Source organism: Nocardia sp. NBC_01329 (genome assembly GCF_035956715.1).
Classification (GTDB): Bacteria; Actinomycetota; Actinomycetes; order Mycobacteriales; family Mycobacteriaceae; genus Nocardia.
In genome coordinates this window covers 1,858,511-1,872,850 of sequence record NZ_CP108381.1, presented here as the reverse complement: position 1 = coordinate 1,872,850, position 14,340 = coordinate 1,858,511, and the positions used below count along the sequence as shown (strand labels likewise).

Here is a 14,340-nt window from a genome sequence, read left to right as displayed (position 1 = left end):
TCAGTTGTCGTCCTCACGGTGCGGGGCGGTACGGAATCCGTGGCCGGCTTTATTACCCAGCCGCCCGGCGGCGACCATCCGACGCAGTAGCGGCGGCGGCGCGTAGCGGGGGTCGCCGGTTGCCGCGTAGGCGGCCTCGGTGGCGTGCAGGTGCACGTCCAGACCGATCGCGTCGAGCATTGTCAGTGGCCCGGTCTTGTAGCCGAGACCCAGTTCCAGTGCGGTATCGATATCCGCGGCGGTGGCCAGGCCCTCGTCGTACTCGGCGACGACATCGTTGAGATAGGGCAGCAGCAGCGCGTTGATCAGAAATCCCGGGCGGTCGTCGACCACCACCGCGACCTTGTCGGCGAGCGTGTCGACGAGTGCCACCAGCCGATCGATCAGATCCTCTTCGCTCTGCAGCGCGCGCACGATCTCCACCGTGCGCACGGTCGGCGCCGGATCGAAGAAGTGCAGCCCTGCCACCCGGCCCGGTTCGGGCAGCCTCGCCGCGAGGTCGGTGACTGACAGCGCGGAGGTATCGGTGAGCAGCGGGATGCGATCCCCCACCACCGCCGCGACCTCGGTGAGCAGTGCGGTCTTCACCTCCGCGTTATCGGTCACGCATTCGAGCACGGCGTCGACGCCGTGCAATTCCGTGACCGAGGTGGTACCGGTGATCCGTTCCAGGACAACGCGTTTGTCCACCTCGGAGACCTCGCCCCGGGCGATCCCTCCGTCGAGGAAGGCGGCGACCCTTGCCAGGCCCGCGTCGACACGGGCCCGATCGGTTTCGACGGCGACGACCTTGCGGCCCGACGCGGCCAGCACCTGGGCGATGCCCGCACCCATAGTGCCGAGACCGAGGAGGCCGATCGTCGCGAAGTCGGTACTGGACTCACTCATGTTCTCTCCTCAGGACCCGAACAACCGGGTGTCGTCGTAGGTGTAGAAACCGCGGCCGGTCTTGCGCCCCAGGTCGCCGGCGGCGACCATGCGCTCGACCATCGGCGGCGGGAAGAACTTCGGATCACGCAGCTGCTCGTAGAGCCGGGTCGCGACCTGCTGATGGATATCCATTCCGACGATGTCGAGCAGCCGGAACGGCCCCATCGGGTGCCCGAGCGAACCGAGCACGGCGGCATCGATCGTCTCCTTCGTGGCGACTCCCGCTTCCAGGGCGCGGATGCACGAGTTCTCCCACGGGATCAGGAAACGATTGACGATGAATCCCGGACGGTCCTTGGTGACCACACTGGTCTTGCCGAGCGAGCCCAGGAATTCGACGGTCGCCTTGTGGGCCCAGTCGGCGGTGTGGCGGCCGTCGGCCACCTCGACGAGTTTCATCAGCGGTGCCGGATTGCAGTAGTGGGTGCCGACCACCCGCTCCGGCCGCCGCGAACCCGAAGCGATCCCGGTGACCGACAGCGTCGAGGTATTGGTATGGAGGAGCGCCGAATCCGAGACGATCTCGTCCAACCGGCCGAAGAGGTCCTTCTTCAACGCCAGGTCCTCGAACACGGCTTCGACCACGACCTCGCAGGGTGCGAGGTCGGCGAGGTCGGTGGTCCCGCGTAGTGCGTCCTTGGCGGACCGGCCGGTCTCCGCGTCCAATTTGCCCAGCTGCACGCTCTTGTCGAAAAATCCGTGCACGGTATCGATCCCACGACGCAGGTTCGCCTCGTCGATATCGAACAGCACCGTCCGGTAGCCCGCGCGCGCCATCACGGTCGCGATTCCCGAACCCATCGTGCCGGCGCCGAGCACGGCGACGGTTTTGCTCTCGTTGCTCACTGGTTCTCCTGAATCTCAGCGGACGCTCTGGCCGCCGTCGATGACGATGACCTCACCGGTCACGAAGTTCGAGTCGTCGCCGGCGAGCAGCAGCAGCCAGGGCCGGATCTCGTCGGGTTCGCCCATCCGGCGCGCCGGGATGGCCCGCACGACCCGGGCCGCGGCTTCGGCGTCGTCGCGCAGTTCGGCGTTCAACGGGGTGGCGAAATAACCGGGCGCGATGGCGTTGACCTGAATACCGTGTCGCGCCCACTCGATCGCCATCGAACGGGTGAAGGCGATGACGCCCGCCTTCGACGCCGAATACGCCGCGTGATTCGCGACGCCCTGCAGCGCGAAGTTCGACGCGATATTGACGACCTTGCCGCCGCCCTGCGCGATGAGGTGCGGTCCGACCGCGCGCGTGGCCAGATAGGTGCCGCGCAGATTCGTCGCGATAACCCGATCCCATTCGTCGGCCGGCTGGTCCACCAGCGGTACGGAGGCGACGATCCCGGAATTGTTCACCAGGATGTCCACCCGGCCGAAGGTGTCGAGGGTGGCCTGCACCATCCGCCGCACCGACTCCTCGTCGGTGATATCGGTCGGGCAGGCCAGCGCCCGGCCCTCGGCCGCGCGGACCTCGGTGACGAAGGTGTCCAGCTCGGCAGCTGTCCGGGAGGCGACCGTGACAGCGGCGCCCGCCTCCGCGAGGGCGTAGGCCATGGACCGGCCGAGGCCGCGGCCGGCGCCGGTAACGATTGCGACCTTTCCGTCCAGCGAACTCATGGAAGCTCCTTCGGAGTGGGTTCATACGGCCCGCGGAGGCCGAAGCGAAGGCGGAGGTATCGCATCATGGAAGCTCCTTCATCGCACGGGTGGTTTCGCGGCCGATGAGCAGCCGCTGGATTTCGTTCGTGCCGTCGTAGATCTGGGTGACCTTCGCGTCGCGCAGGCAGCGCTCGACACCCAGGTCGGCGAGATCGCCGTAGGGGCCGAGGATCCGGGCCGCCTGCACCGAGACCTCGAAGCCGAGGTCGGTGCAGGACTGCTTCATGATCCCGATCTGCCCGGACGTCACCTCGGGGTCCGTATCGACCTGGCGTGCCACGGCGTGCAACAGCAATCGTCCCTGCAGGATCCGGCCGCGCAGTTCGGCGAGCGCGAAGGTGTGCTCGTCGGAGAGGCGGTGACCGTACAGCGCGGTCAAGGCGGCCAGGGTGCGCGCGTACGCGGCTCTGGCCAGGCCCACGCCCTGGGCGGCGGCACTGATCCGGGATTTGACCACCGAGTTCATCACCACCGACCAGCCCCGCCCCTCGTCACCGAGCAGATTCGACCGCGGTACCGCGACCCGGTCGAAGAAGAGTTCGGCGGTGCTCGAACCGTGCATCCCCATCTTGTGGAAGGGCTGCCCGCGCCCCACTCCGTCCCGGTCGCCGTCGAGCACGAAGGCGGTGATCCCGTCTCGGCCGCGAGACCGGTCGATGGTGGCGAAGCAGATGATCACGTCGGCGCGGTCGCCGGTGGTGATGAACGTTTTCTGACCGGTCACCGTCCAGCCGTCGGCCGTCCGGACAGCCGTGGTGGTCAGGCTCGACACATCCGAGCCCGCGCCCGGCTCGGTGATCCCGAGCGAGCCGTACCGCGAACCGTCCAGCAGACCCGGTATATAACGCTGCTGGAGTTCTTCGCTGCCCGCGATCAGGATCGGGTACGCCGCGTGCGTCTGGGTCATGAACACCAGGCTGGTCGCGGCGCAACCGGCTGTGATCTCCTCCATCGCCGCGGCGTAGGCGACATTCGTGTCACCGCTACCGCCGAGACGTTCGGGAAAGACGAGCCCGCACAGCCCGGCCCGGGCCAGCGCCTGCACACTCTCGTGGACGAAGGTGTGGGTCGCGTCCGATTCGGCCGCCCGCGGCGCGACCTCGCGGGCCACCACTTCGCGCGTGGTCGCACGCACCTCGCGTTCCCGCTCGGTCAATGCGGCATCGGCGGCCGGTTCGTCGAGCAGATCGTGTAGTGCCAGGTATGCCTCGGGATCGGTATCCATCGCGAGGAGCCCGGCGCTCATGAGCCGGCCTCCGGGTCGGCGAACCGCGCCGGACGGCGCTCGAGAAACGCGCCTATGCCCTCGGTGGATTCGTCTCCGGCCACGGCCAGCGCCGCCAGCCCCGTTTCGACCGCGAGGCCGGTCTCGAGCGGAGCGTCGCGGCCGACGTCCAGGGCGTGCAGGATCGAGCGCACCGCGTTCGGGCCCTGCGCCGCGATCTTCTCGGCGATTCCCACAGCCGTCGGGAGTAGTTCCTCCGGGGCCACCGGCGGGAAAGGGGTCAGCCCGAGTTCATAGGCGCGGTCGGCGCCGAGCCGGGTACCGGTGAGCATCAGGTGCGCGGCGGCGCGCACGCCGATGGCACGAGGAAGGCGCTGCGTCCCACCGTAGCCGGGGATGAGTCCGAGCCCGGACTCCGGCAGTCCGAGTGATGCCCGGGTGGACAGCACCGGGAACGTCGCGGCGAGTACCAGTTCGAACCCGCCACCCAGTGCCAGACCGTTGACCGCGGCGATCACGGGGACCGGCAGTTGCTCCAGCGTCCGGAACGCCCGCTGCCCGGCGGTCATCATCTCCCTGGCCCGATCGGGTCCCATCCGCGCGAGTTCTTTCAGATCCGCACCGGCGCTGAATGCCTTCTCCCCCGAGCCCGTGAGCACAACGGCGCGCACCCCCGGGTCCTCGGCCGCGTCGGTCACCGCCGTGGTGAGGGCGCCGATCACCGCGGCATCGAGTGCGTTGAAGGCCTCGGGCCGGTTGATGGTCACGGTGGTGACGGCGCCGGTTGTCTCGCGCAGCAGGACGGTCACGACACGGCCTCCGCGCGTTCGGCGGCGACCGCGCCGGTCTCCAGCAACGTCTCCACATCGTCGCGGGTATATCCGAGGTCGAGCAGGATTTCGCGGGTGTGCGCCCCGAGATCCGGGAATCGCTCGTTGCGGGGTTTCAGAGAGGCGAGCCGGAACGGACTGTGCACACTCACCAGTTCGCCGCCCGAACCGGGGACCGGCATCAGCGCACCGCGCGCCCGGACCTGCGGATCCTGCACCACCTCTGACAGCGACTGCACCGCTGCGGCCGGAACATCGATCGCACCGAAGATCTGCAGCCACTCCGCGGCGGAACGGGTGGCGATCCGCTCGGCGACGAGACGGGTGATCCGCGGCCGGTGGGCCCGGCGTCCGGCGTTGTCGGCGAGAGCCGGGTCGGCGGCGAGTTCGGGAAGATCCACCGCTGTGCAGAACCGCTGCCACATCGCGTCGTTGCCGATCGCCACGACCAGGCTCCGGTCGGTTGCCGCGAAGGGCTGATAGACCGCGAGTACCGAATCCGTCCCGCCGCTGGGCGCGGGCTCCGGCTCGCCGGCGTGGTAGGCCGCGATCCGGGGCGCCATGAGCGCTAAGTCGGTGTCCAGCAGCGAGACATCGATGAGTTCGCCTTCGCCCGTGCGAGCTTGCCGCACCAGTGCCGCGTTGATCGCGACAGCGGCGCACATCCCGGTGACCACGTCCGACAGCGCCGTGGAGACGCGCTGCGGGCTGCGCCCGGCTTCGCCGGTGACCGACATCAGTCCCGAACGCGCCTGGGCCACCAGGTCGTAGCCGGGCAGGCTGCTGTCCGGGCCGTCCAATCCGAAGCCCGACATCGCGCAATAGATCAGTCGGGGGTTGCGCGAACGAAGTGCGTCGCCGGCAATTCCCATACCGACCAGTTTGGCAGGATTCATATTCTGCAAGAACACATCGGCGGTATCCAGTAGCCGCAGCAGCACCTCCCGCCCCGTATCGGAGCGTAAGTCCAGGACGATCGACTTCTTGTTCCGGTTCGCCGAGGCAAACCATGCCGATGCTCCGTCGACGAACGGCGGCCCCCAGCTCCGCGCGTCGTCGCCGCGCCCGGGGCGCTCGACCTTGATCACCGTGGCACCGAGGTCGGCGAGGTACATGGCCGCGGTGGGCCCGGCATACGACGTGGTCATATCGACCACCCGCAGGCCCGCCAGCGGTCCGCTGTGCTCGTCGTTCATTCCTGCACATCCTTCGGGTTTCGGGTAGCCGGCGCCGGGATGCAGAAAAGCGTCCCGCTCAGCGGACTGGTACCCGGAAAGAACGGCGGGCCGGAAGCGAGAACAGCAGCCGTCCCGACATCGACGACGCCGAATGGCGCGGTCGACGCTCCGATGAGACTCGTTCCGGCGGGCCGAACCATCGGGACAGTCGACCGCTCTGTCGAAATGTTCATGGGGTTCCTTCCTCGCTGGGCAGACCTGCATGCCCCGGCGAGCCGACGATGCGACATCACGTGTCCGGTGATGCCATCAGACTAAGGGTAACTAGACAGTGTGCGCAAGGTCCAACATTTACGCGCTCGATCGCTACAACTCCGGGGTCGCAGGAACCCGAAGGAGCGCGAGCAGCACATACAGCGGATGCCGTGCCTCTTCGGCGCCACCGGTGGGCCACGATCCACGTGATAGCGTGTATCCGAGGGCAAACATCCAACATTTACATCTGCTAGCGGAGGACAGGTCAATGGCCAGCGGCGTCGAGCAGAAGATGATCGGACAAGCTGTCCTGAAGCCCCGTCAACAGGTCGAGAAGGCCATCAAAGACGCGATCCTGGCCGGTGAACTCGAGAGCGGAGAGATGCTCCCGCCCGAGACGGAACTCGCCCGGCAGTTCAATGTCAGCCGAACGACGCTGCGCGAGGCCCTGCGGACACTCAGCTCCCAGCACCTCATCGCCAAGGTTCCCGGCGCGCGCGGCGGGAATTTCGTTCGATCGGTCGACTATCGCTCGCTCGGTACCGTCATGACCGAAGCGGTCGACAATCTCCTGGCGCTCGGGAGCATCGAGTTCGACGAAGTGGCCGAGGTCCGACAGCATCTGGAAGTGCCGTCCGTCCGCCTCGCTGCCGCCAATCGCAGCGAGAAAGACCTGACCGAGCTGTCGGAAATCGTGCATCGTCAGAAGACCGCCTCCGTCGACGACCCGGAGATCCCCGACCTCGACCGTCAGTTCCACACCTCGATCGCCCGAGCGTCCGGTAACCGGGTGCTCGCATCCTTCGTCTCGAGTCTGCACAACGCCACCGAACCCGTGAATTACCTGGATCTTTCGCCCGAAGTCGGTCGTGAGACGGTGCGCCAACACGTGTCGATCCTGCGTGCGATCAAGACCCGCGACCCCGATGCGGGCGAAGAGGCGATCGTCGAGCACCTGACCTACCTGCGCGAACACATCCGCACGTATCGAAAGCACTGATCGCTACACGCCGAGCCCACCCTCGGCCTCGGCCGAACGGGCGTACCGCACGTTCATGATCGACCACCCTGATCAATGTTCGACAATAACCGGGTATCGTGCAGGTATGGTGCCAAGGAACGGGAGTCGTGTGTCTGATCCGCAGACTTCGCGGACGATGCGGACAATTGGTCAGAAGGTACTCCGCCCCCGCGAGCAGGTCGAGGAGCGTATCCGCCAGATGGTCCTGTCCGGCGAGTTGAACAGTGGTGAGATGCTGCCACCCGAAACCGCGCTCGCCAAGCAGTTCAATGTCAGCAGGACGACCCTGCGAGAAGCCCTGAGATCTCTGACGACGCAGGGGTTGATCCATAAAGTTCCCGGTGCACGCGGTGGCAACTTCGTGAGCTCGGTCGACCACCACTCCCTGGGCACTGTCGTTATCGAGTCGCTGCACAACCTGCTCGAACTGGGCAGCATCGCATTTTCCGAGGTCGCGGAGATCCGACAGTATCTGGAGGTCCCGGCAGCCCGACTGGCGGCCACCAACCGCACGGCGAAAGAACTCGAACAACTGCACGAAGTGGTCGAACAGCAGAAGTCCGCTTCTGTCGAGGATCCCGACATTCCCAAGCTCGACGAGAAGTTCCACTCACTGATCGCGCAGGCTTCACGCAATCGGGTACTCGCCTCGTTCGTCGCCGCTCTCCATCACGAGACCGAACCCGTGCACTATCTGAACCTCTCACCAGAGGTCGGAAGAGCGACGGTTCGGCAGCACAAGGCCATTGTCGACGCCATCGGCGCGAAAGACCCGGATGCCGCCGAAGCGGCCATCGTGGAGCACCTGAGCTACTTACGTGTACATCTCGCCGGCCTCGAAGAGACCAACCGGTCGGCTTCGCTCGATACGGAGCCCGAGCAGCCGGCACCGTCGTCATCCAGCGCCGAAAGCCTATAGACCGGAGTCGCGGCTTCCTACTCACGCTCCTCGTTCGATCTGCCCATGAGGGCAGATCCCGCCGTCCGGGTCGAGAAGTCGGTGACGGTGACCGGCCATCTGCTGGCCGCTGGAATGACCGAACGCACGCGAGAACCGCTCCTGCAGCGTCACGGCAACCTATCGCGCCCGGGCCGATGCCGAACGTGCGGTTCATCGCACCAGAAGATCTACTCGGGAACACCACAACCCCACCGAGCGTCGTTGCCCGAACTCGACTCACGCCGTTGTGCGCCGCAGGGGTCGTGATCATCCTCTCGTGCGGTCCCTCTCGCGGTAGAAGAACTCCTTTCTGAATGGGACCGGTACCTTTGCCTGCCGACACTTCGTATTTTCATCGACTAGGTGTGGGGCTCACATCAGCGAAGACGGGTTTTCTTCCGCGTCATCACCTACCTAGGTCACTCCCATCAGCGAACACTCCGGTAGGCGGGATTCCTTCCTCTGGGGGGATCTGGACCCTGCGCTACTACGAACCCCGCGGCCTGTCGGCCGAACCGGACCGCAGCCTGGGCAGACACCGCCAGTACTCGCGGCAGGCGGTTACAGTGCTGTGGGTGATCGAGGCCGCCCAGCGCCTCGGGTTCGCTCTCGACGAGGTGGCCGATCTGCGCGGCCACTCAACTCGGCCGCCACCGCGCCGATGCCGGGTTGCCGGCCCGCGCCGCCGCCGAGCTCGCCGAGGTCGACGCCGAACTCACCGCGGTGCCTGACACCTTGCGCGCCGCGTGGAACCCGACCGGCCGGGACTCCGCACCAACAAGCGTCCACCGATCGATCAGCTAGTCGTTGTCAAGCCCCTCATCACGCGGCAAACTACACCCGCCACCACCGGCTACCAGGCAGTGTGCGTCACACACCAGGTGACACGGCTCTGACCGGCACCTGGTTCCGATCGCGAATCCGGGCAGCAGTTGGTCGTGAATCTCGACGTCACTTTCGGAATTTTGTGATCGCGAATCTCTACCCCGTTGTGGTGGCGGGCTCTCGCTCAGATTGTGTCAATTTTTCGACCGAGATCGGGAACCACTCAGCCCTCCGGTACCTGTATACGCGATCATCTGATTCCGGAATTCGCGAACAACGACACCGAATTCACGAACAACACCGCCGGAATTCGTGAACACCCGGTACCGGAATCCGCGAACAATGCCCTGGCGGCCGAACTGGGCCGCGGTGTCCATCGAAGCCGAACCACAAGGTCACACCCGGTGTCCAGCTTCCCGATAGCTACCGGACGAGGCCCGAAAATGGAAAAGACCAGACGAAAAAAATCCGCGTACACATTGCCAAGTGCCTCCATTGGAGCATTACTGGATATACATGCGGCGTCACAGAGGCCAGACCTGCGCTGCTGCGGAAAAGCTCTTTCACCGATCCCTGAACAGAAGGCTAAATTAACGGCACCAGGCGTATCTCGGGTGCGGGTACCCGCCGGCCCGCCCACCCTGCGGGGGTTGAGGGATCCCCGTAGAACTCGCCGATTTCGGGCGGATTCGGACGCCGATCGGATTACCGCCTGCCAGCCAGCGGTCTCGGGGCCGGCCGGACAATAGTCAGAACTGCGTGTCAGAGGGCTACTTTGACGCCTAAGGAGGCACCTCATGCCTATCTCTCCCAACCAGGGGTCGACCGGAGGCGGGACCATCGTCACGATCACCGGCACGAACCTCGGCGGCGCCACCACCGTTCGCTTCGGCTCCAAGCCGGCCACCATCACAGCCAACACGCCTACGTCGGTCACGGTCATCTCCCCATCCGGGAAAGGCGTAGTCGGTGTGACTGTGACCACCGCGGGTGGGACCAGCAATCCCCTATCGTTCTTCTACATCGGCTCACCGTTCAAGGCCGGCTTGTCTCCGGCCTCGGGCGCCATCGCCGGCGGCAACACGGTCACCCTCACCGGAAGCGGCCTGTCCACCGCCACCGCAGTGAGGTTCGGCGCCAACTCCGCCATCCCAACTGTGGTCGACGACGGCAGGCTGACCGTCGTCGTCCCGGCGGGCGCAGCGCAGGGACCGGTGAGCGTCAGTGTCACCACCGCAGGCGGTACCGGCAACGGCCTTGTCTACACCTATGTCGCGGCCCCCGCCCTGACCTCGGTCAGCCCGACGTCGGGTCCGGTGGCCGGCGGCAATACGGTCACCCTTACCGGTACGGACTTCACCGGGGCCACCGCGGTTTCCTTCGGCGCCACCGCGACGACGTCGTTCACCGTCGTCTCCGCTACGCAGATCACCGCTGTCGCCCCCACCGGGACCGGCACGGTGCAGGTCACCGTCACTACCGTCGGTGGCACCAGTAACGGGGTTGCCTACACCTACGTTTCAGGTCCGGCTCCGGTTGGTTTAGGGACAGCCGCGTCGTTCGGTGTCTTGGCTGGTGCCACAGTCACCAACACCGGCCCTTCGATCGTATCCGGCGATCTGGGGCTCAGCCCTGGCAGCGCAGTGACCGGGTTTCCGCCGGGAACAGTGATCAATGGAACGCAGCATGTCGCGGATGCAGCTGCGGTCCAAGCCCAAACTGATCTGACGACCGCCTTCGACGATGCTGCGGACCGGACCCCGGCTATCGGGGTTCCGGCGGATATCGGTGGGCTGACCCTGGTTTCGGGGGTGTACAACACGGCGGCCGCTATGGGTCTGACCGGTACCGTCACCCTCGATGGGCAGGGTGATCCCAACGCGGTGTTCATCTTTCAGGCGGGTTCGACACTGACCACCGCGGCGAGCAGCGCCGTCAGCTTCATCAACGGAGCCTCGCCTTCGAACGTCTTCTGGCAGGTGGGTAGCTCAGCGACCTTGGGCACCGACACCACCTTCGTGGGGACCATCTTGGCGTTGACCTCGATCACGGTGCAGACCGGAACCACTGTGTCCGGGCGCGTATTGGCCCGCAACGGTGCAGTCACCCTGGATACCAATACCATCACTGTGCCGTAAGCCTCGATCAACACGATCACCGCCGACACACACCAACAACGCGGTCGAGGCGGCGAGCGCGGCCAGGACCAGCACCGTCCTCACCGGTAGCGGCGCCGCGGCCGTCGGCGCCGCGGCACGCCTGCACCGCCTCCCCGTCGTTGAGCCCGGCGAACTCCGGGTGGTGCCGAAGTGCTCGGTGTCGGCCACAACGGTGTAGGATCTTGCACCGCTCTTTGTTCGGGCCGGTCACCCACATCTTGTCCTGGGTGGCGAAGCAACACATCGTCGCGATCTGCTCCTCAGCGAACAGACTCGCTCCGCAGCCCCGACGACGGCCGCAGCGGTGGTGAACACATCAGGTTGACGACCCGAGTGGTCTCTAGCGAGGTCGGCGCGGCCTCCTCTCGATCTCCCGCCGAACCTGATCGACCTTGTCCGCGGGAACCAGTTCGACGATGTCCTGCCGTGAGGTGATCATCAGCTTTCGAAAGATCGCGGCCATGTGCGCATCGACCGTCCTGGCGGAATTACCACGGCGAGCCGCGATCGCCGCGTTCGTCCACCCCGCCGCCGCAAGGACCGCGACCTGGTCTTCGGACGCAGACAACTCGCCCCAATGGGATGGCGTGTTCTTCCTTGCGGGATGATCCAGCGGCATCCTGTCGATGGAGAGGGTGCCCAGTGCCAGTCGCTGTGCCTCGTGCAGTCCCGGTCGCAACAGACGCCCCTGCCTCTCGGCGACCACAAATGCTTCCCGTCCCAGCACCCGGCGGGCGACGTCGGTCGCTTTCTCGGTTTCGTCGTCGAAGGGGCCGAGGTCGATAGCGATATTCAGCTCGTCCCTCAGCGTGGTGGCGCCACCGGTGAGTTGAGCGATCTCGGTGGCCAGTGCCGTGAGTTCGGCTTTGCCCGAGCTTCCGGCTGCGATCATATCGGCGAGGGTCCGTGCCAGTGACCACTCCACGATATGCACCGACATCGCGGCGCCCCATTGGTCGCGAAGGGGCAGCTGTTGCGCCAGGACTGCACGCGCGACCGCGAGCGCCTCAGCAGGGTCGCCGTGTCTGGTCAACGCGATCGCCCAGGCCATCTCGGCCCATGTTCTCGCCCACCGCGCCCCCGACGCGGTGATGCGATCGAGGTGGCGTCGGGTGATCTCCACGGCAGCCGAAGCGGACCCGAGAAAGCTCGCGGCCATCGCTTCGTCCAGTTCACTCCTCGCCTCACCGGCGCGATCGCCGAGATTACGGTACTTTTCCCGGGCACGCCCCAACACGGTTATGGCTGTCGGGTCGCGGTGACGGGTCATCAACTCCACTCCCCACACAGATTCCAGAGCAGCGGGAAGCCCCGTATCGATTTCCGGAGACGAACGCCAGTTCCGTCGCGTCTCCGGATCCCCCAGGCAGGCCGCAGCGCATTCTTCGAGAAGCTGCTCGGCGTCCTCGTGCATGCCCTGACACAGGGCGACCCAAGCGATCAGGGCCATTGCCTCTATCTGGAGCCCGGTCACTTCCCGAGCCTGTGCGCGCGTTGCCCGCAGGGCGCGTTCACACCATTTCCGCAATTCTCGGAGCGAGCCTTTGAAGATAGGCGCCCGAACGGATATCAAACCTGTACATATTCTCAGACCCACCGCGGGCTCACCCGACACGCGACTTGTCTCTATCGCGACGAGGATGTTGTCCCACGCCGCGTACCCCCAGTCCGGCGGTTCCTGCTCCATCGGGCTGAACCAATTGCGCTGCGCGGCAACAACTTTATCTCGGTAGTATCGGCGGTGCCGACCGGCGAATCGCGCGGGTTCATCGGCTACGTCGGTGGAGCGTCGCGCCAGCTGTTCCTCGGCGAACAGCCGAATACTCTCCAGGAGGGAGTACCGCACTGTCGTGGGCGTGATGTGCAGAGTTACCAGGCACTGATCGACGAGCCGCTCGAGTAGATCTTCGATTTCCTCGGCCGCCAGAGACGGCAACGCATCAGCGCGCAGCGGTTCTTGCTCCGGAGACAAATCATCGGAGCAGACCATCTGAATAGCTTCCAAGTCGGTACCGACGTCACCGGCAGAGCTGGTCTCATCTTCAGGATTGGTGTCGTACCCGGCGGCGAAAACCGACATCCGATCCAGAAGTATCCGTTCCTTTTCCAGGCACAGATCGTATGACCAGGCAATGACATCGCGGACCCCCCGGTGCCGCGGTTCCGCACCCAGTCGCGGCCCATGCGACCAACGCATTCGTTTATCGGCGGCTTCACCGCTCAATTCATGCAGGATCATCGCCAACGGTTGCCGAAGCAGCCGCGCCGCGGCCAAACGTATATACAGAGGATGATTGTGCACATGACGACAGATCAAGCGTGCCGTCGCAAGCTGTTCTCTGTCGCTGATCGAATGGCCGGTGAGCTCGGCGCGCTGACGGAACAGCGCCAGAGCTTGTTGCCGTGTCAGCGGGGGAACCACCACCACATGCTCGTCGACCCACCCGATTGCCTCGCGACTCGTAGCCACGACTGTCAACCCGGCAACCGCCTCCAGCAAGTCCGCGATAAAGCGACCGACCTCTTCGAGCACATGCTCACAGTTGTCCATCACCAGTACCGTCGGCACGGAATTTCCTGCCGGGCCGGGCCCGGTCAATGTATCGACTATCGCGTCCCAGGCCGATCGATCCGAAAAATCGGCGCCGGCGACCGCAGCAGCGACTTCTTCCGCTACAGCGGCCTTGCCACTACCCTTCGACAGACGCGCCAGCCGCACCCAATGCACCGAGATAGGTTTCGCTTTGCGGAATCGACCGACAGCTTCGGTCGCAAGTCGCGTCTTTCCGATCCCACCCGACCCGACCAGGGTGATCAACCGGGCCGAACCCAACAGTAATGTGCTTATCCTGTCCAGCTCCGGACCACGACCAACAAAACCTTCGGTCGCCGACATCGAATTCAGAGCCGCTTTCGGCGCGTCGCCGACATGGCTCATAGTGTAGCCGCCCAGCATACCGAAGGTGATCGAAGACGATTCCGGTCTCCGGGCCTTCCGCCCAGATCCCGCGGCGTGGCAGCGGCGACCTCGATCGCGGATCGTAGCCGAGCGGTACCTGCCACTCCCCCGGCACCGCGGGCGCATATTCGGCCGACGTCGCGATACACCCGATGGCAGGATCGTGACGGCTCGCAGTGACGGTTCCGCGTTACAGTCGGGATTGTGGCCAGCGACCACGCGAGGTTCGACCCGGGCTTCTCATTCCATATGGATGCGAGGCCCGTTCGACCTGCCGGCATCGGGGCGGACAGGGCGGATCCGGACGAACCGAAAACCTCGCTGATCGATATCCTCGACCTTCAAGCAGCGATACCGGGTGT

11 protein-coding genes are annotated in these 14,340 nt (G+C 65.5%); 4 read left to right on the top strand and 7 right to left on the bottom strand.

What is annotated here, in order from left to right:
* The 6 genes from OG405_RS08765 to OG405_RS08740 all read right to left on the bottom strand — a co-directional run bounded on the left by OG405_RS08765 (position 1) and on the right by OG405_RS08740 (position 5,837).
* Complete coding sequence (locus tag OG405_RS08765; RefSeq protein WP_327151119.1) at positions 1-888, bottom strand: 3-hydroxyacyl-CoA dehydrogenase family protein; 888 nt, start codon at positions 886-888, stop codon at positions 1-3.
* Positions 889-897: 9 nt separating this feature from the next.
* Positions 898-1,776 (bottom strand): 3-hydroxyacyl-CoA dehydrogenase family protein, encoded by an 879-nt coding sequence (locus OG405_RS08760; RefSeq protein WP_327151118.1) that lies wholly within the window; start codon positions 1,774-1,776, stop codon positions 898-900.
* Positions 1,777-1,791: 15 nt separating this feature from the next.
* The gene (locus OG405_RS08755; protein WP_327151117.1) at positions 1,792-2,544 is read right to left on the bottom strand and encodes an SDR family NAD(P)-dependent oxidoreductase; all 753 of its coding nucleotides are present in this window, start codon (positions 2,542-2,544) and stop codon (positions 1,792-1,794) included.
* Between the two features lie 64 nt (positions 2,545-2,608).
* Positions 2,609-3,832: an acyl-CoA dehydrogenase family protein gene (locus tag OG405_RS08750; RefSeq protein ID WP_327151116.1), complete on the bottom strand. Its 1,224-nt coding sequence runs from the start codon at positions 3,830-3,832 to the stop codon at positions 2,609-2,611.
* The gene (locus OG405_RS08745) at positions 3,829-4,620 is read right to left on the bottom strand and encodes an enoyl-CoA hydratase/isomerase family protein (protein ID WP_327151115.1); all 792 of its coding nucleotides are present in this window, start codon (positions 4,618-4,620) and stop codon (positions 3,829-3,831) included. Before OG405_RS08745 ends, OG405_RS08750 begins: the two co-directional genes overlap by 4 nt.
* Positions 4,617-5,837 (bottom strand): CaiB/BaiF CoA transferase family protein, encoded by a 1,221-nt coding sequence (locus OG405_RS08740; protein ID WP_327151114.1) that lies wholly within the window; start codon positions 5,835-5,837, stop codon positions 4,617-4,619. The genes OG405_RS08745 and OG405_RS08740 overlap by 4 nt, the downstream gene beginning before the upstream one ends.
* Positions 5,838-6,264: 427 nt before the next feature.
* Here OG405_RS08740 and OG405_RS08735 point away from each other — a divergent pair, with 427 nt between their 5' ends.
* The 4 genes from OG405_RS08735 to OG405_RS08720 all read left to right on the top strand — a co-directional run bounded on the left by OG405_RS08735 (position 6,265) and on the right by OG405_RS08720 (position 10,998).
* A complete protein-coding gene (locus OG405_RS08735) occupies positions 6,265-7,074 on the top strand; it encodes a FadR/GntR family transcriptional regulator (RefSeq protein WP_327151113.1) in 810 nt (269 codons plus the stop codon).
* 55 nt (positions 7,075-7,129) lie between these two features.
* Entirely contained in the window at positions 7,130-8,014 is an 885-nt protein-coding gene (locus OG405_RS08730) for a FadR/GntR family transcriptional regulator (RefSeq protein WP_327151112.1), read from the top strand.
* A 335-nt stretch (positions 8,015-8,349) separates the two neighbouring features.
* On the top strand, positions 8,350-8,766 hold the full coding sequence (locus OG405_RS08725; RefSeq protein ID WP_327151111.1) for a MerR family transcriptional regulator: 417 nt from the start codon (positions 8,350-8,352) through the stop codon (positions 8,764-8,766).
* An 891-nt stretch (positions 8,767-9,657) separates the two neighbouring features.
* A complete protein-coding gene (locus tag OG405_RS08720) occupies positions 9,658-10,998 on the top strand; it encodes an ice-binding family protein (RefSeq protein ID WP_327151110.1) in 1,341 nt (446 codons plus the stop codon).
* Positions 10,999-11,359: 361 nt separating this feature from the next.
* Here the strand turns inward: OG405_RS08720 and OG405_RS08715 are convergent, their stop codons facing one another.
* Positions 11,360-13,957 (bottom strand): ATP-binding protein, encoded by a 2,598-nt coding sequence (locus OG405_RS08715; RefSeq protein ID WP_327151109.1) that lies wholly within the window; start codon positions 13,955-13,957, stop codon positions 11,360-11,362.
* Positions 13,958-14,340: the final 383 nt, after the last annotated feature.